Origin of the sequence: Affinirhizobium helianthi, assembly GCF_042680945.1 — a bacterium.
GTDB classification, from domain to species: Bacteria; Pseudomonadota; Alphaproteobacteria; order Rhizobiales; family Rhizobiaceae; genus Neorhizobium; species Neorhizobium helianthi.
In genome coordinates this window covers 65,914-92,144 of sequence record NZ_JBHUEQ010000032.1, presented here as the reverse complement: position 1 = coordinate 92,144, position 26,231 = coordinate 65,914, and the positions used below count along the sequence as shown (strand labels likewise).

General features: G+C 58.2%; 24 protein-coding genes. 17 read left to right on the top strand and 7 right to left on the bottom strand.

Translation table 11 applies throughout. The features are described 5' to 3' along the window. The first annotated feature begins 87 nt into the window (after positions 1-87). A complete protein-coding gene (locus ACFSE1_RS17150; RefSeq protein WP_377404030.1) occupies positions 88-747 on the top strand; it encodes a YggS family pyridoxal phosphate-dependent enzyme in 660 nt (219 codons plus the stop codon). Between the two features lie 100 nt (positions 748-847). After that, positions 848-2,785, top strand: coding sequence for an AMP-binding protein (locus tag ACFSE1_RS17145; protein ID WP_377404027.1), 1,938 nt, complete (start codon positions 848-850; stop codon positions 2,783-2,785). A 126-nt stretch (positions 2,786-2,911) separates the two neighbouring features. Here ACFSE1_RS17145 and ACFSE1_RS17140 read toward each other — a convergent pair whose 3' ends face one another. Next, positions 2,912-3,613: a DUF1013 domain-containing protein gene (locus ACFSE1_RS17140; RefSeq protein WP_377404024.1), complete on the bottom strand. Its 702-nt coding sequence runs from the start codon at positions 3,611-3,613 to the stop codon at positions 2,912-2,914. A 223-nt stretch (positions 3,614-3,836) separates the two neighbouring features. On the opposite strand from ACFSE1_RS17140, the gene acs reads away from it, so the two are divergent. After that, entirely contained in the window at positions 3,837-5,798 is a 1,962-nt protein-coding gene (acs, locus tag ACFSE1_RS17135) for an acetate--CoA ligase (RefSeq protein WP_377404021.1), read from the top strand. 49 nt (positions 5,799-5,847) lie between these two features. On the opposite strand, the gene ACFSE1_RS17130 is transcribed toward acs, so the two are convergent. Together ACFSE1_RS17130 and ACFSE1_RS17125 are read right to left on the bottom strand one after the other, a co-directional pair. After that, positions 5,848-6,231, bottom strand: a complete 384-nt coding sequence (locus ACFSE1_RS17130; RefSeq protein ID WP_377404019.1) for a thermonuclease family protein — start codon at positions 6,229-6,231, stop codon at positions 5,848-5,850. A gap of 138 nt (positions 6,232-6,369) precedes the next feature. Next, positions 6,370-7,992 carry an ABC-F family ATP-binding cassette domain-containing protein gene (locus ACFSE1_RS17125; protein WP_377404016.1) on the bottom strand — a complete coding sequence of 541 codons (1,623 nt, stop codon included), beginning with the start codon at positions 7,990-7,992 and terminating at the stop codon, positions 6,370-6,372. A 354-nt stretch (positions 7,993-8,346) separates the two neighbouring features. Between ACFSE1_RS17125 and rplU the strand changes: the two genes are divergently transcribed. The 14 genes from rplU to ACFSE1_RS17055 all read left to right on the top strand — a co-directional run bounded on the left by rplU (position 8,347) and on the right by ACFSE1_RS17055 (position 20,343). After that, positions 8,347-8,658, top strand: coding sequence for a 50S ribosomal protein L21 (gene rplU, locus ACFSE1_RS17120; RefSeq protein WP_377404013.1), 312 nt, complete (start codon positions 8,347-8,349; stop codon positions 8,656-8,658). 40 nt (positions 8,659-8,698) lie between these two features. Then, entirely contained in the window at positions 8,699-8,968 is a 270-nt protein-coding gene (rpmA, locus tag ACFSE1_RS17115; RefSeq protein ID WP_377404010.1) for a 50S ribosomal protein L27, read from the top strand. A gap of 134 nt (positions 8,969-9,102) precedes the next feature. Next, positions 9,103-9,738, top strand: coding sequence for a GNAT family N-acetyltransferase (locus ACFSE1_RS17110; protein WP_377404007.1), 636 nt, complete (start codon positions 9,103-9,105; stop codon positions 9,736-9,738). Beyond that, a complete protein-coding gene (locus ACFSE1_RS17105; protein WP_377404004.1) occupies positions 9,735-10,307 on the top strand; it encodes a GNAT family N-acetyltransferase in 573 nt (190 codons plus the stop codon). Before ACFSE1_RS17110 ends, ACFSE1_RS17105 begins: the two co-directional genes overlap by 4 nt. A gap of 164 nt (positions 10,308-10,471) precedes the next feature. Next, the gene (gene obgE, locus ACFSE1_RS17100) at positions 10,472-11,527 is read left to right on the top strand and encodes a GTPase ObgE (RefSeq protein WP_377404287.1); all 1,056 of its coding nucleotides are present in this window, start codon (positions 10,472-10,474) and stop codon (positions 11,525-11,527) included. Between the two features lies 1 nt (position 11,528). Next, a complete protein-coding gene (proB, locus tag ACFSE1_RS17095) occupies positions 11,529-12,701 on the top strand; it encodes a glutamate 5-kinase (protein ID WP_377404001.1) in 1,173 nt (390 codons plus the stop codon). Further along, positions 12,694-13,974: a glutamate-5-semialdehyde dehydrogenase gene (locus ACFSE1_RS17090; protein WP_377403998.1), complete on the top strand. Its 1,281-nt coding sequence runs from the start codon at positions 12,694-12,696 to the stop codon at positions 13,972-13,974. Before proB ends, ACFSE1_RS17090 begins: the two co-directional genes overlap by 8 nt. Before the next feature lie 39 nt (positions 13,975-14,013). Beyond that, a complete protein-coding gene (locus tag ACFSE1_RS17085; RefSeq protein ID WP_377404284.1) occupies positions 14,014-14,604 on the top strand; it encodes a nicotinate-nucleotide adenylyltransferase in 591 nt (196 codons plus the stop codon). Positions 14,605-14,677: 73 nt separating this feature from the next. Continuing rightward, positions 14,678-15,118, top strand: coding sequence for a ribosome silencing factor (gene rsfS / locus ACFSE1_RS17080; protein ID WP_377404281.1), 441 nt, complete (start codon positions 14,678-14,680; stop codon positions 15,116-15,118). Positions 15,119-15,229: 111 nt separating this feature from the next. After that, positions 15,230-15,712: a 23S rRNA (pseudouridine(1915)-N(3))-methyltransferase RlmH gene (gene rlmH / locus ACFSE1_RS17075; RefSeq protein WP_377403995.1), complete on the top strand. Its 483-nt coding sequence runs from the start codon at positions 15,230-15,232 to the stop codon at positions 15,710-15,712. 99 nt (positions 15,713-15,811) lie between these two features. Next, positions 15,812-17,200, top strand: coding sequence for a murein hydrolase activator EnvC family protein (locus ACFSE1_RS17070; RefSeq protein ID WP_377403992.1), 1,389 nt, complete (start codon positions 15,812-15,814; stop codon positions 17,198-17,200). After that, entirely contained in the window at positions 17,190-18,554 is a 1,365-nt protein-coding gene (locus tag ACFSE1_RS17065) for a S41 family peptidase (RefSeq protein WP_377403989.1), read from the top strand. Before ACFSE1_RS17070 ends, ACFSE1_RS17065 begins: the two co-directional genes overlap by 11 nt. A 76-nt stretch (positions 18,555-18,630) precedes the next feature. After that, positions 18,631-19,809, top strand: a complete 1,179-nt coding sequence (locus ACFSE1_RS17060) for a divergent polysaccharide deacetylase family protein (RefSeq protein WP_377403986.1) — start codon at positions 18,631-18,633, stop codon at positions 19,807-19,809. 9 nt (positions 19,810-19,818) lie between these two features. After that, positions 19,819-20,343: an RNA pyrophosphohydrolase gene (locus tag ACFSE1_RS17055; RefSeq protein ID WP_377403983.1), complete on the top strand. Its 525-nt coding sequence runs from the start codon at positions 19,819-19,821 to the stop codon at positions 20,341-20,343. A gap of 178 nt (positions 20,344-20,521) precedes the next feature. Here the strand turns inward: ACFSE1_RS17055 and bfr are convergent, their stop codons facing one another. From bfr to ACFSE1_RS17035, 4 genes are all read right to left on the bottom strand, one after another. Continuing rightward, complete coding sequence (gene bfr, locus ACFSE1_RS17050; RefSeq protein ID WP_377403980.1) at positions 20,522-21,007, bottom strand: bacterioferritin; 486 nt, start codon at positions 21,005-21,007, stop codon at positions 20,522-20,524. After that, positions 20,973-21,284 carry a (2Fe-2S)-binding protein gene (locus ACFSE1_RS17045; protein WP_377403977.1) on the bottom strand — a complete coding sequence of 104 codons (312 nt, stop codon included), beginning with the start codon at positions 21,282-21,284 and terminating at the stop codon, positions 20,973-20,975. Before ACFSE1_RS17045 ends, bfr begins: the two co-directional genes overlap by 35 nt. Before the next feature lie 99 nt (positions 21,285-21,383). After that, positions 21,384-24,782 carry an error-prone DNA polymerase gene (locus tag ACFSE1_RS17040; RefSeq protein ID WP_377403974.1) on the bottom strand — a complete coding sequence of 1,133 codons (3,399 nt, stop codon included), beginning with the start codon at positions 24,780-24,782 and terminating at the stop codon, positions 21,384-21,386. Then, positions 24,779-26,209, bottom strand: a complete 1,431-nt coding sequence (locus ACFSE1_RS17035) for a Y-family DNA polymerase (RefSeq protein ID WP_377404278.1) — start codon at positions 26,207-26,209, stop codon at positions 24,779-24,781. The genes ACFSE1_RS17040 and ACFSE1_RS17035 overlap by 4 nt, the downstream gene beginning before the upstream one ends. Positions 26,210-26,231: the final 22 nt, after the last annotated feature.

Sequence of the window (26,231 nt, the reverse complement as noted above, 5' to 3'; positions counted from 1 at the left end):
CGCACGGGCATTATGACGATCAATCACTTGGCATAAGGCCCGTGCAGAGGTAACTGGCATGCAGCAGTGCCAAGGAAAGGCTTCGGTATGACGGTTGAGGAAAGACTTCAGGACGTTCGGCAGAAAATTGCAGCGGCTGAGAAAGATGCTGACCGCGCAAACGGGTCCGTTCAACTGGTCGCGGTTTCCAAGACATTCGATGCGGATGCAATCCGCCCGGTCATCGCCAGCGGCCAGCGTGTGTTCGGTGAAAACCGCGTGCAGGAAAGCGAAGGCAAGTGGCCGCAATTGAAGGCGGAGACGCCGGACATCGTGTTGCACCTCATCGGGCCTCTCCAGTCCAACAAGGCGGCCAATGCGGTGGCTCTTTTCGATGTGATCGAAACAATCGACCGCGAAAAGATTGCCCGTGCCATTGCCGAGGAAATGAAGAAACAGGCCAAGAGCCCGCGCCTTTATGTGCAGGTGAATATTGGCAAAGAGCCGCAGAAAGCCGGAATCGAGCCTAAGGAAACTGTCACATTCGTGCAGTTCTGCCGTGATGAACTTGGCCTTTCGATTGAAGGCCTGATGTGCATTCCCCCGGCCGATGACCATCCGGGCCCCTATTTCGCGCTGCTGAGAAAGCTCGGGCAAGAGGCGGGCGTGGAAAGGCTGTCCATGGGCATGTCCGGCGATTTTGAAACGGCCATTTCGTTTGGCGCAACCAGCGTGCGCGTCGGTTCTGCCATCTTCGGCCATCGTTGAGAAAAGCTAAATCCTCTTCCTCTTTCGTCGGGCTTCCCTGCCGTCTGATCTGCGCCTAATCTTCTTTTCGAGGAGATGCGGCAGACGATGGGAGGATCAGATGCACGCAGACAGTCGCTATCATGCGGTTTATGAGGGGTGGAAAGCCGATCCCGAAGCGTTCTGGGCCGAGGAAGCGCAGAAGCTTCATTGGTTCAAGCAGCCGGACAGGATCTTCGATCCAGCTTTGGGCGTCTATGGCCGGTGGTTTGTCGGCGGTGAAACGAATACGTGCTTCAACTGTCTCGACAGGCAGATTGCCGCCGGGCGCGGCACAGAGAAGGCGCTGATCTACGACAGTGTGATGAGCGGACAAAAGCGCGTCTACACCTATGACGAGGTGCTGACCGAAGTTCAGGCAATTGCGGCGGTGCTGCAAAATCTCGGCGTCGGAAAGGGTGATCGCGTGGTCATCTATATGCCGATGGTGGCCGAAGCGACCTTTTCCATGCTCGCCTGCGCAAGACTTGGAGCAATCCATTCCGTCGTCTTCGGTGGTTTCGCTGCACATGAACTTGCGACCCGGCTCGATGATTCGCAGGCCAAGGTCGTCATCAGCGCCAGCTGCGGCCTGGAGCCCGGGCGCGTCGTTGCCTACAAGCCGCTTCTGGATCAGGCAATCGACATGGCACGGTTCAAACCGGAAGCCTGCCTCATTTTGCAGCGCGATCAGCTGCACGCGCCGCTTCGCTATGAGCACGGCGATATCGATTTTGCCCAGGCCGTAGAGGCAGAGAAGGTGAAGGGAACGCAGGTCCCCTGTGTTCCGGTTCTCGCAACCGATCCGCTCTATGTGCTCTACACGTCAGGCACCACGGGCCAGCCCAAGGGTGTTGTGCGTGATAATGGCGGGCACATGGTGGCGCTGCGGTGGAGCATGGAGAATTTCTTCGGTGTGAAACCGGGAGAGACCTTCTGGGCGGCCTCCGATATCGGTTGGGTCGTCGGCCATTCCTACATCGTCTATGGACCCCTTCTCGCAGGCAATGCCAGCGTGATTTTTGAAGGAAAGCCGGTTGGAACGCCTGATGCGGGCACCTATTGGCGCATTGTTCAGGACCATGATGTAAAGGTGATGTTTACGGCTCCGACGGCGTTTCGTGCCATACGGCGCGACGATGGAGAGGGCGAGCATATTGCACGCTATGACACCTCCGGCCTTCGGGCGCTGTTTCTGGCGGGCGAGCGGGCCGATACGGAAACCATCAAATGGGCCGAGCGGATGTTGAAAGTGCCGGTGATCGATCACTGGTGGCAGACGGAGACCGGGTGGCCGGTGGCGGGAAATCCTGTCGGCCTCGGTCTGATGCCGGTCAAATATGGCTCCCCTACCCGGCCCATGCCCGGTTACGATCTTCAGGTGGTGGACGATGACGGCCATGCCCTGCCACCCAACACGCTGGGAAACATTGTTCTGAAGCTGCCTTTGCCGCCGGGATGCCTCGTCAGTTTCTGGAATGCTGACGAACGTTTTCGCAGCACGTGCCTGGAGGAATTTCCGGGATACTACAAGACGGCCGATGCCGGTCTCGTGGATGAGGATGGATATGTCTTCGTGATGGCGAGGACGGATGACATCATCAACTGCGCGGGCCATCGCCTCTCCACCGGTGCGATGGAAGAGGTCTGTGCCATGCATCCCGATGTGGCGGAATGCGCGGTCATCGGTGTCGCCGATCCGCTGAAAGGTCAGATCCCCTGCGGCTTCATGGTGCTGAAAAGCAAGGTTGAGCGTGATGAGGCGCTGATTGCGAGTGAAATCGTCGATCTGGTGCGCAACGAGATTGGTCCTGTTGCTGCCTTCCGCACCGTCATGGTGGTGAAGCGCCTGCCGAAGACACGGTCGGGCAAGGTGCTCCGGGGCACGATGCAGAAGATTGCCGATGGTCTTCCCTGGAAAATGCCGGCCACAATCGATGATCCTGTCATTCTCGATGAGATCACTGAGATCCTGCAAAAGCACGGCTATTGCGAACAACACAAGGCGATGGCTGGCTGAACAGGTCGCTTGCTGGAGCACGTCCAGCAAAACTGCGTCAGCGGTTTTGCGTCCGGTTCCGGAAGGCTCTAACGCAAAAAAGCCGGCTAAGAGCCGGCTTTTTCGAAAATCGGATGGCGGTGAGGATCAGTACTGATCGTCTTCTTCTTCGTCCTTCGGAGCGGATTTCAGCGAAGAAAGCTTGGCAAAGACGGCGTCTGCGTCCAGTTCCTTCTCTTCCTCGCGGTCGTAGCCATAGGCCATGTTTTCCGTCTCAGAGGCAGCCTGCAGCGTTGCGCCCAGTTCCGCAGCCGTCGGCAGCGGGCGGTTCTTGGAAGCGCGTTCGACTTCAAGGTCGAGATCGATCTGGCTGCAAAGGCCCAGCGTCACTGGATCCATCGGCGTCAGGTTGGCGGCATTCCAGTGGGTGCGCTCGCGGATCTGCTCGATCGTCGACTTGGTCGTGCCAACGAGACGTGAGATCTGCGTGTCTTTCAGTTCAGGATGATTGCGCACCAGCCAGAGGATTGCATTGGGGCGGTCCTGACGCTTTGAGACCGGCGTGTAGCGGGGGCCGCGACGCTTTGACTCAGGCACGCGAACCTTAGGCTCGGAAAGCTTGAGCTTGTAATTGATGTCGCGCTCTGCGCGCTGGATCTCGTCGCGAGATAGCTGGCCGGTTGCGATGGGATCCAGGCCCTTGATGCCCTGTGCAGCTTCGCCGTCGGCAATTGCCTTCACTTCAAGCGGGTGCAGTTTGCAGAACTGCGCGATCTGATCGAAGGAAAGCGCCGTGTTGTCGACGAGCCAGACTGCTGTCGCCTTCGGCATGAGCAATTGTTGAGCCATGGATATGATCCTTCTATCGTCCGCGCCGGTGTCGCGGGCCGTGGGCTGTTAACCACAATTTCCGGGAATTATCGGCGTCTATAACCCGATCGCGAAGAAATTGCAATTGTCACTCCGCCCTGACCCTTTGTCTAATTGCCGCCACCGCACCAATTGGTAAGAATGCATCTAGGGAAAGGCCAGCGCCGGTATTTGGCGACGGCGGGAGCATGAGGAGGAAAGAATGTCAGAAAAAGTCTATCCGGTGCAGAAGGCCGTCAAAGCGCGAGCGCTGATCGACAAGGACAAGTACCTTAAGTGGTACGAGGAAAGCATCGAGAACCCGGACAAGTTCTGGGGCAAGCACGGCAAGCGTATTGATTGGTACAAGCCCTACACCAAGGTGAAGAACACCTCGTTCAAGGGCAAGGTCTCCATCAAGTGGTTCGAAGACGGCCTGACCAACGTTTCCTATAACTGTATCGACCGGCATCTGAAGACGCATGGCGAACGGACGGCCATTATCTGGGAAGGCGACAACCCCTACATCGACAAGAAGATCACCTATAACCAGCTCTACGATCAGGTTTGCCGTCTGGCGAATGTGATGAAGAAGCACGGTGTGAAGAAGGGCGATCGCGTCACCATCTATATGCCGATGATTCCGGAAGCAGCCTATGCCATGCTGGCCTGCGCCCGCATTGGCGCTGTACACTCTGTCGTCTTCGGCGGCTTTTCACCGGAAGCTCTCGCGGGCCGCATCGTCGATTGCGAATCCACTTTCGTCATCACCTGCGATGAAGGTGTGCGCGGCGGTAAGCCGGTTCCGCTGAAGGAAAACACTGATAAGGCCATTCACATTGCCGCGCGCCAATATGTGACGGTGAACAAGGTTCTGGTCGTGCGCCGCACGGGTGGCAAGACTGCCTGGGCGCCGGGCCGCGACCTCTGGTATCATCAGGAAATCGCCACCGTGAAGGGCCATTGCGAGCCGGTGAAGATGAAGGCGGAAGATCCGCTGTTCATTCTTTACACCTCCGGTTCAACCGGCAAGCCCAAGGGCGTGTTGCACACGACAGGCGGCTATCTTGTCTATGCAGCCATGACCCATGAATATGTCTTCGACTACCATGATGGAGACATCTACTGGTGTACTGCCGATGTGGGCTGGGTCACCGGCCATTCCTACATCGTCTATGGCCCGCTCGCCAATTGCGCCACCACACTGATGTTCGAAGGCGTGCCAAACTTCCCGGATCAGGGCCGTTTCTGGGAGGTGATCGACAAGCACAAGGTCAATATCTTCTACACCGCACCAACCGCCATCCGCTCTCTCATGGGCGCTGGTGATGAGTTCGTGACCCGCTCGTCACGCTCCAGCCTGCGTCTGCTTGGCACGGTGGGCGAGCCGATCAACCCCGAAGCCTGGGAATGGTATTACAACGTGGTGGGTGACAAGCGCTGCCCGGTTGTCGATACCTGGTGGCAGACGGAAACGGGCGGTCACATGATTACCCCGCTGCCCGGTGCCGTGGATCTGAAACCCGGTTCGGCCACAGTACCCTTCTTCGGCATCAAGCCGCAGCTCGTGGACAACGAGGGCAATGTGCTGGAAGGCGCGGCAGACGGCAACCTCTGCATCACCGATAGCTGGCCGGGTCAGATGCGTACGGTCTATGGCGATCACGAGCGCTTTATCCAGACCTACTTCTCCACCTACAAGGGCAAGTATTTCACCGGCGATGGCTGCCGCCGCGATGCCGATGGCTATTACTGGATTACCGGCCGCGTTGATGACGTTCTGAACGTGTCCGGCCACCGGCTTGGAACGGCGGAAGTGGAATCGGCCCTCGTCTCGCATAATCTTGTTTCGGAAGCAGCAGTGGTTGGCTATCCGCACAGCGTCAAGGGTCAGGGCATTTACTGCTATGTCACACTGATGGCGGGCAATGAGGGAACGGATGCCTTGCGTCAGGAGCTCATCAAGCACGTGCGCCAGGAGATCGGGCCTATCGCGTCGCCGGACAAGATCCAGTTCGCGCCCGGCCTGCCGAAAACCCGATCCGGCAAGATCATGCGGCGCATTCTCCGCAAGATCGCCGAGGATGACTTTGGAGCACTGGGCGACACCTCGACGCTCGCCGATCCGGGCGTTGTCGATGATCTGATCGCCAACCGGCAGAACAAGGCGCCGGAAGCGGCCTGATCTCCACCTTGCACGACATAGGAAAGGGTCGGGCTTACCGACCCTTTCTTCATGAGCCGCTTGCCAATTGGCACAGATCGTTTTTGCGGCCATGACCGGAATAGGCCGTTGCCAAACCCGCCCCGATCATAAGCTTTGCGGGATCGCGACCGTCAGCCAGGGAAACATCGGCAACGATCCGGCCGAAATACTTGTCCGCGTCGATATGCGTGAGTTTGACGGTGCCGGAGGCCATGGTCAGCTGTTCAAGCAGACGTTTTGCCTCTGCGGCTGCCTCCTGCCCTCGATCACATTTTGACTTCAGCTCCGGCGTGTCAATTCCGCGCAGCCGAACATAGACTTCAATGCTCTGCTGCGGCCATGGGCGGGCAGAAACCAGCAGCGTATCCCCGTCAATCACGCGGATCACGTCGGCAGAGACTGGTCCTTCCACAAGCGTGTCCGCTTTCACGGGCACGATTAGGAGAAGGTTTAGGAATAGTGTCAAAGAAATAAGGTGTCTGGAGCGCATAAAAAGGAAATTATTCCTTATGCGAGTGTCCCGTCAATAGGAATTTTCACCTATGGTTGATCAGCTGTGCAGACCGGGTGCTTCCCGCCCCGTGCGCTCCACATATTCCAGATAGCCGCCTTCATAACGCTCGATACCCTCTGGCGAGACTTCCAGAACACGGTTTGACAAAGCGCCGAGGAAATGGCGATCGTGGCTGACGAAGAGCATGGTTCCTTCGAAAGAGGACAGTGCCTTGATCAGCATTTCCTTCGTATCGATATCGAGGTGGTTGGTCGGTTCGTCCAGCACCAGAAGGTTTGGCGGATCGAACAGCATGGCCGCCATGACCAGACGCGCTTTTTCGCCACCGGATAGAACGCGGCAGCGCTTTTCCACGTCATCGCCGGAAAATCCGAAGCAGCCCGAAAGCGCGCGCAGCGGTGCCTGCCCCGCCTTTGGAAAGCGTTCTTCCAGCCAACCGAGAACGGTATTGTCGCCATCCAGCACATCCATTGCATGCTGGGCGAAATAGCCGAGCTTGACACTGGCGCCGAGGGTGACAGTTCCGGCATCCGGTTGCGTGCTGCCGGTCACGAGTTTCAGCAGTGTCGATTTGCCAGCGCCATTCACACCCATGATGCACCAGCGCTCGCGGCGGCGGATCATGAAATCCAGCCCGTCATAAATCACGCGGCTGCCATAGGCTTTCTGGATGCCCTTAAGGTTTACTACGTCTTCGCCGGAGCGCGGTGCCGGCTGGAATTCGAATGTCACCGTCTGGCGGCGGCGCGGCGGCTCGACGCGATCGATCTTGTCCAGCTTCTTCACGCGGCTCTGCACCTGTGCGGCGTGGGAGGCGCGCGCCTTGAAGCGCTCGATGAACTTGATTTCCTTCGCCAGCATGGCCTGCTGTCGTTCGAACTGGGCCTGTTGCTGCTTTTCGTTCTGCTCGCGCTGCCGCTCGTAGAACGTATAATCGCCGGAATAGGTGTTGAGCGATCCGGCATCGATTTCGATGATCTTGTTGACGATCCGGTTCATGAACTCGCGGTCGTGCGAGGTCATCAGCAGGGCACCGTCATAGGTCTTGAGGAAGTTTTCCAGCCAGATCAGGCTTTCCAGATCCAGGTGGTTGCTCGGTTCGTCCAGAAGCATCACATCAGGACGCATGAGAAGAATGCGGGCCAGTGCCACACGCATCTTCCAGCCACCGGAAAGCTTAGACACATCGCCATCCATCATTTCCTGTGTGAAGGAAAGACCGGCCAGAACCTCGCGTGCGCGGCCATCCAGCCCGTAGCCATCCAGCTCCTCGTAGCGCGCCTGAACCTCGCCATATCTCTCGATGATGGCGTCCATCTCGTCCATACGGTCGGGGTCGGACATGGCTGCTTCCAGTTCGTGAAGCTCGGCCGCCACCTCGCTCACCGGCCCGGCACCCGCCATCACCTCGGCCACGGCGGAGCGTCCGGACATTTCGCCGACATCCTGATTGAAATAGCCGATGGTGACGCCGCGGTCGACCGAGACCTGCCCTTCATCCGGCTGCTCCTCGCCGGTGATCATGCGAAACAGCGTGGTTTTGCCCGCACCATTCGGCCCCACGAGCCCGATCTTTTCTCCGCGGTTGAGCGCCGCCGATGCCTCGATGTAAAGCAGGCGGTGGCTATTCTGCTTGGAGATGTTGTCGATGCGAATCATGATGTCGAGAGCCTTGGAGGGGTGGGAAGCCTGCGACCGCTTATGGCAGAGGTGGCAGAGCCTGTCCCGCGCAATCTGTTGCAGCGCTGCCGTAAAGGGTCAGCAAAGAGGCCGCTGAACGGCAAAACGGCAGGCTTGTCAATAATTTTTCTTGACACTTCACAGGTGCTCCCGTATGCGCGATGCATCTGGGTAAAGGTCCGTAATGGATCATACCTCGACTGGGACGGAAGTCCCATTCACCGGCAGACCGGTTCCAAGAGTTTTCTTCGAATCCTGCTCAAACGTGGACTGATAAAAAGACGGCCGCTTGCTTTGGCAGGTAGAGCCGGATCGAACATGAAAGGATAAAAAATGTTCGCAGTCATCAAGACCGGCGGTAAGCAGTACCGTGTGGCAGCCGACGACGTGCTGACCATCGAAAAGCTGGACGTCGCCGCTGGCGAAGTTATCGAATTCAACGAAGTCCTGGTTGTCGGCGAAGGCGCTGATGCCAAGATTGGCGCGCCTTTCGTGGCTGGCGCCGTCGTTAAGGCCGAAGTGGTCGAACATAACCGTGGTGCGAAGGTTCTCTCCTTCAAGAAGCGTCGCCGTCAGAATTCCAAGCGGATTCGTGGCCATCGCCAGCATCACACTGTTGTTCGCATCACCGCGATCAGCGCCTGATCGTTCGGTAGGATTTTCGAAGGTTTAAAGGAGAACTCCAATGGCACATAAAAAAGCTGGCGGTTCCTCGCGTAACGGTCGCGATTCAGAATCCAAGCGCCTTGGCGTCAAGAAGTTCGGCGGCGAAGCTGTGCTCGCTGGCAACATCATCGTGCGTCAGCGCGGTACGCAGTGGCATCCGGGCGCCAATGTTGGCCTCGGCAAGGATCACACGATTTTCGCACTTACGGCAGGCAACGTGAACTTCCGCACGAAGTCCAACGGCCGCGTATACGTGTCTGTGATGCCGAAAGCGGAAGCCGCGGAATAATAGCCGGTAGCGCGTTAAAACAGCCGGCGTCTCATCGACCCGGCTGATACCCGCAAAAGGTTCAGACCAGAAAAAAGGGAAGATGGGACGCCACCCACCTTCCCTTTTTCTTTTCCCACAAGGAGGACTGAACCATGCAAGCGGAAATGTTACGGAGTGGCCAGAGCCGGTCACCCGAAGAGCGGTTGAGACCGCAGCGGTTAAGGAGCGATTGCCCCGTCTTATTGTCGCAGAGACTGGTTCTCCGCGCCCCCCACGAAGACGACATTGACGCCCTTTCCCATCTCGCTAACAACGCCAACATTGCCACGATGGTGGCACGTATGCCTCATCCGTATACGGCAAAAGACGCTGCTGACTTTGTGCGACGCGCAAAACTCGGCGAGATTGGCAAGTGCGTCTATGCCATCACGAAAGCAGAAAACGGTGCGTTTCTAGGATGCTGCGGTCTGGAGCCGCATCCCGGCGATCCGCAAACCATCGAGCTTGGCTATTGGCTTGGCGAGCCATACTGGAACCAGGGCTATGCCACCGAAGCGGCTCACGCGCTGATCGACATGGCCTTCCGCACGCGTGAAATCGACCATATCGATGCCCGTTGCCGGGTGACCAATATTGCTTCGCGTCGCGTGATCCAGAAGTGCGGGTTCCAGTTCCAAGGCTCCGGCATGGTTGGCTCGCTCGCAATGGGCGGAATGGTTCCGGTTGAGTGGTTTCGCCTGGATCGCAAGACCTGGATGTCACTGAAGAGCTGGGGAGAAATGCGATGAATGCTGCAGTTCTCGAAAGACCGAAGGTTCAGCGTCCGGAGCTTGGTCCCTGCCCTATCATCGAGACGCGTCGTCTGGTCCTGCGTCCCCACCAGCCCGGGGATGCGGATGCCATGGCGCAATCGCTGAATGATTGGCAGGTTACGCGCATGCTGGCCCGGGTTCCCGCACCCTATAGCCGCAGCGATGCACTGGATTGGCTGAAGATGACCCGTTCCAGCTCCGATTGGCATTTCGCCATAACAGAGGGCGATGGTGTTCACATCGGCTGCGTCAGCATCGAACTGCTACATGGACGCTGGCATCTTGGATACTGGTTGAACCGGTTCTACTGGGGCCAGGGCGTCATGACGGAGGCCGTTGGTGCCGTGCTGGAAGCTTTCTTCCGGCGCTTGCCGGAGGCTGAGCTATTTTCTGGTGCCTTCGCGGATAACGCGGGATCGCTGCGCATCCAGAACCGGATGGGCTTCACCATTCTGGGCTGCTCGGACCGCTATAGCGTGGCGCGCAACGCCATGGCCCTGCATCTGGAAACAAGCCTGATCGCCGGTGATTTACACCGACCGTAAAGGCGTAAACGAGAAGGGCGGCGGGCAGGGATCTGCTGCGCCGCCCTTTCAATTAAGGCTGAAGGCCGTGATAGGCTTTGACCTCAAGCCCAAGCGGCTATATCGAAAACCTCGGCAATTTCGTCGTATCCCAATTCACAACCGAACAAGACGGCTCGAACATCATGAAGTTTCTCGACGAGGCAAAAGTCTATATCCGCTCTGGCGATGGCGGCGCGGGCGCGGTTTCCTTCCGGCGCGAGAAGTTCGTGGAATTCGGTGGCCCTGACGGGGGTGATGGCGGACGAGGCGGCGATGTATGGGTCGAGGCGGTCAATGGCCTGAACACCCTGATCGATTACCGCTTCCAGCAGCACTACAAGGCTGGCACGGGTATTCACGGCATGGGGCGCAACCGCACCGGAGCCAATGGTTCCAGTGTGACGCTGAAGGTTCCGGTCGGCACCCAGATTTTCGAAGAAGACAATGAGACACTGATTGTTGACCTGACGAAGGAAGGTCAGCGCTTCCGGCTCGCTGCCGGCGGCAATGGCGGCTTCGGCAACGCCTATTTCAAGTCGTCCACCAATCAGGCTCCGGATTGGGCGAATCCCGGCCTGCCCGGGCAGGAAAAAACCATCTGGCTGCGTCTCAAGCTGATTGCCGATGCGGGTCTGGTCGGTCTGCCGAATGCTGGTAAATCTACTTTCCTTGCGACTGTTACGCGGGCTCGTCCGAAAATCGCCAATTATCCATTCACGACACTGCACCCGAACCTGGGCGTTGCCACGATTGATGGACGCGAATTTGTGCTGGCGGACATTCCCGGCCTGATTGATGGCGCTCACGAAGGGGTTGGCTTGGGCGACCGTTTCCTCGGACATGTGGAGCGAACCCGCGTTCTTCTTCACCTTGTTTCGGCGCAGGAAGAGAATGTGGGCCAGGCCTACAAGACGGTGAAGCACGAGCTGGAAGCCTATGGTGGCGGCCTGGAAGACAAGCCGGAAATCGTGGCACTCTCCCAGATTGACGTTTTGGAGGAATCCGAAGTTAAGAAGAAGGCGAAGGAGCTTCAGAAGGCTTGCGGAAAGAAGCCCCTGCTGATCTCCGCCGCCGCCCACATGGGCATGACCGAGGCGCTGAGGGCACTGCGCGACGTCATCGTTGAATCTGCTGACGAAACGGCCTTGCCGGATCGCAGCAAGCAGGTTTCAGAGGATGATGAGGAGAACGAGGTCTGAGATGGTTCTGCAACGCAAATCTCTGAGCCAGCATCGGCGTATCGTCATCAAGATCGGTTCTGCGCTTCTGGTGGATCGCAAGACCGGACTGAAAAAGGACTGGCTCGATTCGGTTTGTGCCGATATTGCAGCCCTTCGGGCGCAGAAGATCGATGTGCTGGTGGTGTCTTCCGGGGCAATCGCCCTTGGGCGCACGGTGCTGGGCCTTGCTTCCGGTGCCTTGAAGCTGGAGGAAAGCCAGGCCGCTGCCGCTGTTGGCCAGATTGCTCTCGCCCGCGCCTGGTCGGAAAGCCTTTCGCGTGACGAGATTGTTGCCGGTCAGATCCTTCTGACGCTGGGTGACACAGAGGAGCGCCGTCGCTATCTCAATGCGCGTGCCACGATCAACCAATTGCTCAAGCTGGGTTCGGTGCCGATCATCAACGAGAACGATACGGTTGCGACGTCTGAAATTCGCTACGGCGATAATGACCGGCTTGCCGCCCGTGTTGCGACCATGACGGGAGCCGATCTTCTGGTCCTCTTGTCCGATATTGACGGCCTTTACACCGCCCCGCCTCATATCGATCCAAATGCCGAGTTCCTGCCGATTATCCCTGCCATTACGGCGGAAATTGAAGCTATGGCCGGCGGTGCGGCGTCTGAGCTTTCCCGCGGTGGCATGCGCACCAAGATCGATGCTGGCAAGATTGCGACAGGTGCCGGTTGCGGCATGATCATCGCGTCCGGCAAAACGCTGCATCCACTGAAAAGCATTGAGCAGGGCGCTCGCTCCTCCTGGTTTGCACCCTCAGGAACCCCGGTGACTGCCCGCAAGACCTGGATTGCCGGACAGTTGCAGCCCGCCGGGGAATTGGCCGTGGATGCCGGGGCGGAAAAGGCATTGGCCTCAGGCAAGAGCCTTCTGCCCGCTGGTGTGCGCAGCGTGCGTGGCCAGTTCAGCCGCGGCGATACGGTGGCTATCATTGGCCTTGAGGGGCGTGAGATTGCCCGTGGTCTCGCCAGTTACGATGCGGATGAAGCCCGCCAGATCGTTGGGCGAAAATCCTCCGAGATTGAGCCAATCCTTGGCTATCCGGGGCGTGCAGCCATGGTTCATCGCGACGATCTGGTGATCACCGGTTCAATCCGGGTGGAAAGCGCAGAGATGCAGGAAGGCCTTGCCAATGCTTGAGAAGGTTTCATCAGGCGACATCAACCAGCTGATGCAGCGCATGGGCGATGATGCCAAGGCTGCATCGCGCAAACTTTCAATGGCTTCCACTGAGCAGAAAAACAGGGCTCTCCTGTTCGCAGCCGATGCGATTGTCGAGGCGACGGCGGAGATTCTGGCTGCCAACAGTCTCGATCTCGAAAATGCTGCAGACAAGGATCTGCAGCCTTCCTTTATCGACCGGCTTACGCTGAATGAAAAGCGGGTTGCCGAAATGGCGGAAGGCCTGCGGGCGATTGCGACCCTGCCGGATCCGGTCGGCAGCATTATCGCCGAGTGGGAGCGCCCCAACGGTTTGAAAATTGAGCGTGTCCGTACTCCTCTGGGTGTCATCGGCGTGATTTATGAAAGCCGCCCCAATGTCACGGCGGATGCCGGGGCCTTGTGCCTCAAGGCGGGTAACGCGGTCATACTGCGCGGTGGATCGGATTCGCTCCATTCATCGCAAGCGATCCATCGCTGCCTGTTGAAAGCTCTGGTCGCGGCGGGCCTTCCAGAGCAGTCGATACAGATTGTTCCGGTTGCCGATCGTGCGGCGGTTGGAGCCCTGCTCTCCGGCTTGAATGGCGCTGTTGACGTCATCGTACCCCGAGGCGGCAAAAGCCTTGTTGCACGGGTACAGTCGGAAGCGCGGGTGCCGGTTTTCGCGCATCTGGAAGGCCTGTGCCATATTTATGTGGACGCCTCTGCCGATCTGGATATGGCGGTGAATGTGGTGGTGAACGCCAAGATGCGTCGCACCGGTATTTGCGGTGCCGCTGAAACCTTGCTGGTGGACCGCAAGGCCGCATCGACGCATCTCAAGCCCATTCTGGATGCGCTTGAAAAGGCTGGTTGCGAGATACGCGCATCGGACGATGTGCAAGCGGTTGTGCCGGGTCTTAAGCCCGCCACGGAAGAAGATTGGCGCACGGAATATCTCGAGGCGATCATCTCGGTGGCCCTGGTCGATGGTATTGACGGTGCCATCGGGCATATCTGCACCTATTCATCCAGCCATACCGAAGCGGTGATCGCGGAAGATCCACAGGTGGTGCAGCGCTTCTTCAATGAGATCGATTCAGCCATTCTGCTCCATAATGCATCGACGCAATTTGCCGATGGGGGCGAATTCGGGATGGGTGGCGAAATCGGTATCTCGACAGGCAAGATGCATGCCCGTGGGCCTGTGGGTGTCGAGCAACTGACGTCCTTCAAATACCGGGTGCACGGCACCGGCCAGACGCGGCCCTGAACCGTGGAAGTTGCCGCAGAGATCAAACCCTATCTGTCCATGCCGCATGTCGAGCAGGGGATGGTGGTTGGTTTGTTCGGTGGCTCCTTCAATCCGCCCCATGAGGGACATCGTCTCGTTGCAGAGATTGCCCTGAAACAGCTTGGGCTGGACCAGCTCTGGTGGATGGTGACGCCCGGCAATCCGCTGAAAAGCCGGTCTGTTCTGCGGCCCCTCATCGAACGCATCCGCATGAGTGAGGCCCTGACCAGAAACCGGCGTATTCGTGTGACCGCCTTTGAGGAAAGACTTCAGACGGGTTTCACGGCGCAGACCATCGAACATGTGCTGACGCGCAATATCGGGGTGCGCTTTGTGTGGATCATGGGCGCGGATAGCCTGAAGACGTTTCATCGCTGGCAAAAGTGGCGGGAAATTGCGGCTTCCGTACCCATTGCCGTGATCGATAGGCCCGGTGCCACGCTCTCCTTCCTCTCCTCCCCCGCAGCACGTGCCTTGAGTCATACGCGTATCGATGAATCCGATGCCGGAGTTCTGGCGTTCAAATCTCCGCCCCGTTGGACCTTTATTCACGGGCCGCGATCAAGCCTCAGCTCGACGGCCATTCGGCAAGGTACGCTGCAACACTGATGCCTTGAAACGTTAACCATTCAGTGCCACCTTATATTGGCGCGGATCGCCGTTTGTGATTCGCGATACACGCCTGTTCTGTTCGGTGAAGAAAGGAACAACCCTGACAACAGTACACGCTAAAGGAAGAACGCTTCGCGTTCCTCCAAAGAGCCAGGAACGTGGCGCCGATGCCGCCGCCCGTGCTCTTTCCGTGGTCCTCACCAGTCTTGAGGACTCCAAGGCGGAAGACATTGTCACCATCAACATTGCCGGGAAGTCCGCGCTGGGAGATTACATGGTTGTAGTCTCCGGGCGATCGAACCGGCATGTCTCGGCGATTGCCGATCATCTGCTGTCCGACCTCAAGGATGAGGGTTTCGGCCCCGCCCGTGTTGAGGGGCTGGAGGCAGGAGATTGGGTGCTGATTGACACCGGTGACGTGATCGTCCATGTGTTTCGACCGGAAATCCGGGAGTTCTACAACATCGAAAAGATGTGGGCGGCTCCCGACGAGGAAGAAACGCTGCATTAAGCGGTCTTGCGCTGGCTCTCTGGCCGCGTGGCTGCAATGGAGGCAAGGCGAGCGGCTGAGCTTTCTCAGCCGGTAAGCCCCCGATGCGGCCTGAAGCGAACGAGCAAAGCCATGCGTATAGGCCTTTTTGCCGTCGGTCGGCTCAAGTCCGGACCGGAGAAGGACCTTGCGTCGCGCTATCTTGAGCGCTTCGCCAAGGCGGGGCCTGCCGTGAGCCTGGAATTTTCCCGTGTCATCGAGGTGAATGAAAGTCGCGCCTCGAGTGCGGAAACGCGAAAGCGTGAGGAGGCAGGGCTTCTCGAAAAGAACCTTGCCGAAGGTGCGCTGCTTGTTCTGCTGGATGAGCGTGGAAAGGCGATGGACAGTCCAGCCTTTGCCTCCCTGCTCGGGCGATTTCGGGATCAGGGAAAGCGCGAAATGATGATTGCGATCGGGGGGGCGGACGGCCTCGATCCGGCCCTTTACGACCGTGCCGATGCCATCGTCAATCTCGGCTCCATGACCTGGCCGCACCAATTGGTGCGTATCTTGATTGCCGAGCAGCTTTACCGCGCAGTGACCATTTTGTCTGGCCATCCGTATCATCGTGTCTGATACGATCTTGTTTCTGGCAGTTTTCAGCAAATCAGCTTAGGTTCCGCGGATTGCGGGATGCGACGGACAGGAATGCGGACAGGACGAGGCAGCAAGCAGATGATGCAGCGACTGGTGGCTGCGGCATTTTTTGCCGCCGGCCCGCTGGTGATTGCCTATGCCCAGGAGGATGTGCCAGCCTCTACTTCCTCCATTCCAGCAGCACCCGAGGCTGTTGCAAATGCTGCACCCTCGCCCGTCGATGCTCTTCAGATCAAGCGCGATCAGACGCGCGCGGAACTGGAGGCCTTGTCAAAAACCATGTCGCTGTCTGCCGACAAGACCAGATCTATCGAAAGCGAAATTGCGGAGCTGGACAAGAGCAGCGCTTCCATTCGTCAGGCATTGATCGATTCCGCCGCACGCCGAAAGGAACTGGACGCCAAAATCCACGCCAGCGAGCGCAAGCTTGCGGATCTGAAGGTCAAGCAGGATGGCATTCGTGCCTCCTTGCGGGAAAGACGTGGCGTTCTGGCCGAGGTGCTTGGCGCGCTGGAGCGCATGGGCCGAAATCCACCCCCTGCCCTGCTGGTTACTCCGGAGGATGCGCTTGGTTCCGTGCGAAGCGCCATCCTGCTGGGCGCGGTGGTGCCGGGAATGCGCCGTCAGGCCGAAAAGCTGATGGCCGATCTCCAGGGGCTGGCGGATCTGGAGCTGCAGGTCGCCGCCGAGAAGGGCAAGGCTTCCGAAGCGATTTCTGCAACGCTTGAGGAAGACAAGAAAATGGACCTGTTGCTGGCGGAGAACCGGCGGCAGCAGGAAAGCAGAACCGCCACTCTGGCCGATGAGCGCAGACGTTCGCAGGAGCTTGCGAGCAAGGCGACCAATCTGGAAGGTCTCATTCAATCACTGGAAAGTGAGATCAGCTCTGTTCGCGAGGCTATGTACCGTGCAAAGCGAGAAGAAGAGCGCCAGAAGCAGTTGACGGTCGAGGAGCGGGAAAAGGCGCGAGAGCTTGCCGAGAGTGGCGTGCCTGACAAAAACCGCATTGCGCCCGCATATCCGTTTGAAAGCCTGAAGGCAAAGCTGGGCTATCCTCTGGCTGGCGATTTGCTGCGATCCTACGGCGATGCCGATGGAACCGGCCATCCTGCACGCGGCATTACACTGGCTGCGAGCGCCGGTGCCGTGGTAACAGCGCCAGCCGACGGGACCGTGGTTTTCGCCGGGGCCTTTCGCAGCTATGGACAGATGGTTATCCTGAACGTGGGCGACGGCTACCATCTTGTCATGACAGGCATGGACAAAGTGAACGTTCAGCCGGGAATGTTCGTGTTCTCAGGCGAACCCATCGCCACGATGGGTGAGAAAAGAGTGGCAAGCGCAACTGCGTTGGCGCTGGAAACGGATCGTCCGACGCTTTACATTGAGTTCAGAAAAGATGGCAACCCGGTCGATTCGAAGCCGTGGTGGAGCCGTGAAACTGGAAGGGCACGAAATGATTCGTAAGGCTTCACTTGTCATCGTCGGGGCGCTCCTGGGCGCGACGGCCATGAGCGTCGTCTACTCCGCCGGTGTGCCGGCTCAAGCTGCGGGATCATCGACCTATCGTGAGCTATCGATTTTCGGTGATGTGTTCGAGCGTGTGCGCGCGCAGTATGTGACGCCGCCGGATGAGCAGAAGCTGGTTGAAAGCGCCATTAACGGCATGCTCTCTTCGCTGGATCCGCATTCCAGTTACATGAACGCCAAGGATGCGGCGGACATGCGCACCCAGACCAAGGGTGAGTTCGGCGGTCTTGGCATTGAAGTCACGATGGAAAACGAGCTCGTCAAGGTTATTACGCCGATTGACGATACGCCTGCGGCAAAGGCTGGCGTCCTTGCTGGCGACTATATCTCCGATATCGATGGCAAGCCTGTTCGGGGCATGAAGCTGGAAGACGCCGTCGAAAAGATGCGCGGCCCGGTCAATACGCCGATCAAGCTGACGATCCTGCGCAAGGGCGCGGACAAGCCGATCGAACTGACGGTGGTGCGTGATATCATTGCCGTTCAGGCGGTCAAGTCTCGCGTCGAAGGCGGCAATGTCGGCTATCTGCGCGTTATCTCCTTCACGGAAAAGACCTACGACGATCTGGAAAAGGCGATCAAGAAGATCAAGGCACAGGTGCCTGCCGACCAGCTGAAGGGCTATGTTCTTGACCTTCGCCTGAACCCCGGCGGTCTTCTGGATCAGGCCATCAATGTGTCGGATGCCTTCCTCGAGCGCGGCGAAGTTGTTTCCACGCGTGGCCGTAATCCGGAAGAAACGCGGCGTTTCAATGCCGGCCCGGGTGACCTGACTGATGGCAAGCCGGTGATCGTTCTCGTGAACGGCGGTTCGGCTTCTGCTTCGGAAATCGTGGCAGGTGCGCTGCAGGATCTGAAGCGCGCAACGGTTGTTGGCACCCGCTCCTTCGGCAAGGGTTCGGTTCAGACCATCATCCCGATGGGAGATGCCGGTGCGCTTCGCCTGACGACGGCGCTGTATTACACGCCGTCGGGCAAGTCTATCCAAGGCACGGGTATTCAGCCAGACATCAAGGTTGAGCAGCCATTGCCGCCGGAATTGCAGGGCAAGCTGCGTGCAGAGGGCGAATCCAGCCTGCCGGGTCACATTCAGGGACAGAGCGAAACACAGGAAGGTTCTGGTTCTGCTGCCTACGTGCCGCCGGAAGCCAAGGATGACATGCAGCTGAACTATGCGCTGGATCTTCTGCGTGGCAACAAGACGGATCCCTCTTTCCCGCCGCAGCCTCAGAAGGCCGCCGAGGCCAAAAAGCCGGCGGAAGCCAAGCCCGCTGAAGCAGCCAAGCCCTGATCGGGTTGATTTTCGCCACCCGGCCGTCATGGGCCGGGTGGCATTTCGATGATGTGTATAAACGCGGGGCCATCCGGTGGGGACTGATCTTCGCGCTCCTTTAGGGCAAAAGCGTAAGAAGCAAGACCGGCCTCAGCGCCGGCCTTCTGTTTTTGCGGCCATCGGGGTTTTGGCCGGAGCAGGGCTGTTGGGATTATCCTTCTATGCCATGCGTTCCACAGATAAGCTGGAAAAGGCATCGCCGCAGGACGTGACAGTTGCTGTTCCGCCCGCAGACAGCAAGACACCAACCGTTCAGAGAGATCAGAAGGCGCTACAGACAAACGGGCAATCGGGATCCGATGTTCAGCGAACCGTGATGGACGATGGAACGGTGGTGACCAAGTATTCGCCGCGCCAGCGCGAGGGTGAAGGTCCTGTCATCATCAACGCGCAGCGCTTTGGCCAAGATCCCAAGATGGCGACCTCGCCCAATGAGGATCTTCTTGAAGATAGTCCTTTCGGTCGCCTGCCGGTGAAGGGCCCAGACGGCCTTCGTGCCCTGGAGCAATATGCGCGCCCGTGGTCCGGTGCGCGCGGCAACCGCATCGCCATTGTCATTGGCGGCCTTGGCTTGAGCCAGACGGGCACGCAAAAGGCTATTCAGAACCTGCCGGGAGAGGTGACCTTTGCATTTGCTGCCACGGGCAACAGCCTTCAGCGCTGGATGCAGGAGGCACGCCGGGATGGGCATGAGCTGTTGATCCAGATGCCCATGGAGCCTATCGATTATCCCGATAACGATCCCGGCCCGCTCACACTCGTTTCCAAAGACTCGCCGAAGGAAAATCTGAGGCGCCTGCACGAAGCCATGGGCAAGATCACCAACTATACCGGGATCGTTAACTATCTCGGTGGTCGCTATCTGACGGATGCGGATGCGATGGAGCCCATTTTGCGCGATATCGAGGAGCGTGGCCTGCTGTTTCTGGATGATGGCACTTCGGCTCAATCGAAGACCGGGACGATTGCCCAGGCCATCAATGCTCCGCATGCCTTTGGCGATATGACGATTGACGGTCAACTGGATCGCCAGGCGATCTTGAGAAAGCTGGATGATCTGGAACGGCTTGCGCAACGCAAGGGAACGGCGATCGGCATTGGCTCTGCCTTCGATGAAACGGTGGATGCCGTTGCCCAATGGGTGCGGGAAGCGCAGGGGCGCGGAGTGGAAGTCGTCGGCGTCGCCTCACTGGTGACGGATAGAAATGAATAGGAGAGGGATGTGAGCAAGAAGCATTCGGCGGACGATCTGCCTTACCGCCCGTGCGTCGGTGTCATGGTGCTCAACAGACAAGGTCTGGTCTGGGTCGGCCGTCGGCTTTCGGAAGGTAACAGCGAATCCGATGGCTCGCCGCAACTCTGGCAGATGCCGCAGGGCGGCATCGATGAAGGGGAAGACCCTCGCAAGGCTGCCTATCGTGAGCTTTTCGAAGAAACAGGCATGAAAACCGTGTCTCTGATCGAGGAGGCGCCGGATTGGATCTATTATGACCTGCCAGCGCATTTGGTCGGCATTGGTCTGAAGGGTAAATATCGCGGCCAGAAGCAGCGTTGGTTTGCCTTTCGCTTTGAAGGCGATGAGAGCGAGATCAATATCGACAATCCGCCTGAGGGCCAGCATCAGGAGTTCGACGCCTGGGATTGGAAGCCAATGGATGAGCTGCCCTCTCTGATCGTGTCCTTCAAGAAAGAGGCCTACGAGCAGGTCGTGTCCGCGTTCAAGCACCTCGCGGGAACGAAGGGTTGAGCCTGAGCGTCTCTTTTGTGCAGCCACAAAATGAAAAGCCGGAGTGAGGGGACCTCATCTCCGGCTTTCTGTTCTAGAGTGGCTCATTGTTTCATGGAAACGCTGAACCGCTCTAACTGTTTGTATTCACGCATTTCTGACGGAAAACCGCCTCAGGTAAATGCTCTAGGAGAACGGCTTATTCGGCGGCGTCAGCAGATTCAGCGTTCAACAGGCCGTACTTCTCTTCGCCGATCTTGCCGAGAAGCTCGAGCTGTGTTTCGAGGAAGTCGATGTGGCCTTCTTCGTCAATAAGAAGCTGCTCGAACAGCTTCATGGAGACATAATCTCCGGCTTCGTTACAGATATCGCGTGACGCCTTGTAAGAGGTGCGAGCGTCATATTCGCCAGCCAGATCGGCTTCCAGAACTTCCTTGACGTTCTGGCCGATACGCAGCGGAGCGACTGTTTGAAGGTTTGGGTGGCCTTCCAGGAATATGATGCGTTCGATGATCTTGTCAGCGTGCTGCATCTCTTCGATGGATTCGGCGCGCTCTTTCTTGGCAAGCTTAGTATAGCCCCAGTCTTCAAGAAGACGATAATGAAGCCAGTACTGATTTACTGCGCCGAGCTCGAGAAAAAGTGCCTCGTTAAGCCGCTCGATGACTCTTTTGTCGCCTTTCAATGTCCGCTCTCCTGTTTTCCTCATGGAACTGTTTCAGGCGGGACATATAATCTATTACATCGGCTTCCGTCGAGTGGCGTGCCGCATGATATTCTTCCGTGGTGCGGATGATCAGATCCACCACGTTGGGGAAGCAACCGCAACAGCGGCCCCGTTTTTCCATGGCATGATAAACTTTGGCAGGGACGATGAGTTGCCAACAGTCTTCATCGAGGAGCGCGTTGATGACGTCCTTGATTTCCTTGTCGGTAATGTAATTGCAACTGCAGACCAGCATCTGTATCAGCCATCAAACATGATATTCGATGTCTTCTTTTTGATAAACCGGATGCCAAATGTCAAGAAAAAATGGCCTCACATGGCTGTGTAGTCGAATCTAATGGAAGTTTCGCCCTTTTGGCAGTACCTCGGCCGGGACATCAGAGGCGTTGAACTGCGGCGATAAGGGATCTGCGCTTCCTGTTTTGCGTTGCGTGCGCCGCTCCCTGTGATCCATCGTGGGCCGCAAAACCTCGTCTGCTCGCTCGCATGCGCCAAAGCGTCTTGTTTCTGCCTGCAGCAGTCCGAGCATGGGTGTCATGTCTTCTATTTCATCCACGATGACATGGATGATGCCGCTTTCCCTTTGCAGAAGCCCGCGGATCCTGACCAGACGCGCAGCCATGACGACGGAGCGGAAAGCCTGAAAAATCTTGGGCCGTACGATCACATTGGCCACGCCCGTCTCGTCCTCCAGAGTCATGAAAATCACCTTGGCCGTACCGGGGCGCTGACGGATCAGCACGAGACCCGCGATCTCGACGCGCCGGTTGCGCGGCACTGTATGAAGATCCTGTATTCTTATCATGCCGCGTTCTGAAAATCGTGTGCGCAGGAAGGAGAGGGGATGTGCCTTCAGCGAAAGCGTGAGGCTGCGATAATCCTCGATAACCTGCTCTCCCTCCGGCATATCGGGAAGTTCCATCTCCGGTTCCCGCTGCAAGTCATCGTTCTTGAGATCGCTCTGGCGAATGGCATGATCGAAAAGCGGCAGGCTTTCGCTGGCATTGCGGGCATCCAGTGCGCGGACTTCCCAGAGGGCACGTCTTCGGTCAAGGCCCATGGAGCGGAAGGCATCCGCTTCCGCCAGTCGTTCAATGCTGGCCCTGTTCATGCCGGAGCGAAGCCAGAGATCGCGAATGGAACGATAGCCGCTACCCCGGTTGGGCATCAGTTTTTCAAGAATCTCCCTTTCCGATAACCCCTTGATCAAGCGGAAACCAAGCCTCACGCTTTTCCGGGATCGGATGACATTGCGCATCTCTCGATGATGCGGGCTGAGGTTGCGCGCATCGAAACCCTGTCCTTCTTCCAGAAGGCTATCCCAGTCGGAGAAATTCACATCGACCGGCAATACGGTCATGCCGTGCTCGCGCGCATCGCGAACCAATTGCGCCGGAGCATAGAAGCCCATGGGCTGGGAATTCAGGATCGCCGCCAGAAATACATCGGGGTAAAGCGCCTTGAACCAGCAGGAGACGTAGACCAGCAGGGCAAAGGAAGCGGCGTGGCTTTCCGGGAAGCCATATTCGCCAAAGCCTTCGATCTGGCTGAAACAGCGTTCGGCAAAATCCGGATCATAGCCGCGGGCGATCATGTTCTTGACCATCTTGTCGCGGAAATGGTGGATCGTGCCCGTGCGGCGGAAGGTTGCCATGGCCCGGCGCAGCTTATCCGCTTCACTGGGGGAAAACTGGGCCGCCACGATGGCAATCTGCATGGCCTGTTCCTGAAACAGCGGCACGCCCAGCGTGCGCTCCAGTACATCGCGCAATTCTTCACTGGGATAATCGATCTTTTTTCCCAGGTCTCGTTCCTGACGCCGCTTGAGATAGGGATGCACCATATTGCCCTGGATAGGGCCAGGCCGCACAATGGCCACCTCAATCACCAGATCGTAGAATTCACGAGGGCGAAGGCGTGGCAACATGCTCATTTGCGCACGGCTTTCGATCTGGAAAACGCCGATCGTGTCTGCGCGGCAGATCATGTCATAGACGTCATCTCGTTGATCGGCGATGATGGAGGGCAGGCTCTCTTGTCTTCCATAATGGGTTTCCAGAAGACGGAATGCCTTGGCAAGGCAGGTCAGCATCCCAAGTGCCAGAACATCCACCTTCAGGATGCCGAGGGTGTCCAGATCGTCCTTGTTCCATTCGATCATGTAGCGATCCGGCATGGCGGTCGGCATGATCGGCACCACTTCGTCCAGCCGGTCCCGTGTCATCACGAAGCCGCCGACATGCTGGGTGAGGTGGCGGGGAAAATCCATCAACTGGCGAGCATAGCCCAGAACACGCTTTGTCAGCGGGTCTTCTGCGTTGAGGCCGGCATTTCGTGCGTCTCGCTCTGATAATCCCTCCGTAGACCAACCCCAGACCGTACTGGAAAGTGCCGATTGCACATCTTCCGAAAGGCCGAATGCCTTGGCGACCTCGCGGCTTGAGGAGCGGGTGCGATAGCTGGTCACGGCTGCGGCCAGCCCTGCATGTTCCTTGCCGTAGGTGCGATAGATGAACTGGATGACCTCCTCGCGCCGTGCATGCTCGAAATCCACATCGATATCCGGCGGTTCGTCGCGTTCTGTCGAAAGGAAGCGGGCAAAGAGAAGCTTGTTCCGGTCCGGATCGACATCCGTGATCCTCAAACAAAAGCAGACTGTGGAATTGGCAGCGGAGCCTCGCCCCTGACAGAGAATATTTTGCGAGCGGGCAAATTCCATGATGCGGCGAACGGTGAGGAAATAGGGGGCGTATTTCTTTTCGCGAATAAGCTGGAGCTCTTCCTGGATCTGGCGCTCCACCTTGGCCGGTATGGTGCCGCCAAAACGCTCCCGCGCGCCGGCATAGGTCAGTCGCTCCAGGGTCTCAGCCGAGGTTTCGCCTTCGATCTTTTCCTCGGGATAATTGTGCTGCAATTCTCTCAAGGAGAAGCGCAGGGCGGAGAAAAATTGCACGCTATTGGAAATGGCGTCCGGATAGCGCCTGAGGACAGCACTCATCTGCCTGCTGCCCTTGAGATAGCGCTCGGCATTGGCGGCAAAGCGGAAGCCTGCTTCCTGAACCGTCACATGTTCACGAATGGCGGTGACGACATCGGCCAGCGGGCGGCGGCTCGGATGATGATAAAGCGGATGGTTGGTGGCGATCAAAGGTATGCGCGCCATGCTCGCCCATTGGGCAAAGCTTGCAAAGGCAAAGCTGTCGCGACCATCATATTCAGGCACAAGAGCCAGGTACAGGCGATTGCCGAACCGGGCTTTCAGACGGGTCAGCAGGGCCGGGAAGCTCTCCCCTTCCTGTGTCTCCAGCAAGGACCGCTTTGGCAGGATGGCCAGCATCATCTCATCGCCCCATTCCAGCAGGTCGTCCAGATAGATTTCACATTGGCCCTTGGTGGTGCGAAGATTGCCCTGGCTCAGCAGGCGGCAAAGATGGCCCCATCCTTTGCGGTTTCTGGGATAGGCCAGCACATCCGGGGTTGAATCCGAAAATACGAGATGCGCTCCCGGCTGAACCCTCAATTCTGTATCTTCCCTCAGCTCGCGCAGCTGTGCATAGGCACGCACCACCCCCGCAACAGTGTTGCGATCAGCAATGCCAATGCCGAGAAGCTCGCCCTCCCGTGCAAGGTCTGCGGCCATTTGCACCATTTCTTCCGGGTGGGAGGCCCCTTCGAGAAAGGAAAAATTGGTGCGCGCGCCGATTTCGCAAAAGGCAGAAGCGGCAGGTTTCATGCAAAAATGCCGTGCATATACCAGCGAGGATTGGCCACCTGATCGTAAAGTCCTTGCCGATAGACCCAGAAGCGCTGGCCGGTTTCGCATTCCAGCCGGAAGTAATCCCGCGTCGGTGCGTCTTCGCCATCCAGCCACCATTCGGCAGCCAGCCGTTCCGGCCCTTCTGCCCGGCATACGCGATGCGTCAGCCGCCGCCAGCGAAAGCGGATGGGCGGGCCATCCGGCACATCCACGGCATAGGCTTCCAGCGGTTCGGGATGGCGAAAGAGGCGCAGGGGCCGTTCCTTGCCAGCCAGAGCCGTTTCCATCAACGGTGCCGCCTCAGGAATAGGTACGGGCTTGAAGATGTGGCCAAGCGCCGGCACAGCCGCGCAAGCCCGTTCCGGCAGATGGCTTTCCCGTAATTGATAGGTGGTCAGGCAATCGGGACCGAACCGGGCCGAAACCTGATCGACGAAATCCGCCAGCGACATATGCTTCTGGTCATCGCCCTCGAAATCGCCCTGGGCATGATCGAATGGCTCATGATGCAGCACATTCAGACGCAGGATCTCGAAACCGAAACCGGCATCCAGTTCATCGTGAACGCTCTTCAACCGTTCGGCAAACAGCCAGGCAATTCTTGTGGCATCTCTCAAGGGCCGGGAAGCCCCCGCCTTCAGGCGGAAGACTTTTCCATCCACCCGAAACAGGACGAGTTCGAACAGGCGCCCACCGGCGCCGCGTGCCTCCAGCCCCGGCTTCAAGGATTGGGCCACCTGCCCGGCCAGCTCCAGAATGTCCTCTTCGGCCTGAATGGGGTCGGCCAGACGGCGTTCAGCGGAAAGATGCGCAACAGTACGGCGCGGTGAAATGGCTTCCTCATCCAGTCCCAATGCCTGATCCAGCCTCAACAGAAGCTGCGGGCCAAAACGGCGGGCAAGCGGTGCCCTGGGTGCTTCCAGAAGATCGCCAATCTGCTTCAGGCCCACTTTGGCAAGAGCCTGCACCGTATTTTCATCGATACGCAGGGCTGCAATGGGAAGCGGCGCAAGAGCTGCCTCCTGCTCGTCTTCAGCAATGATCCTGCTGGTATCGAAGCGTGCAATGGCGGCGGACAGGCCGGGGGCGCCGGAAATAGCGCCTTTAACCTCCATTCCGATCTGCTCCAGTCGGGTCAGGATCTCGTTCAGCATGGCCTCTTCGCCACCAAACAGATGAGCGCAGCCTGTGATATCCAGAAAGAGGCCGTTGGCACCTTCGACCGCCACCAGAGGCGTGTAACGGTCGCACCAATCCGCCAGGGCCTCCAGGAAACGGCGATCTGCTGCCGCATCCTCTTCTATCACCTCCAATACGGGGCAAATGGCGCGTGCCTCCGCCAGCCCCTGGCCAAGTTTGAGGCCAAGGCTCTGGGCATGGGCATCCAGAGCCGTAAGACGCATGGCATTTTCGCGCTTTCCGGCG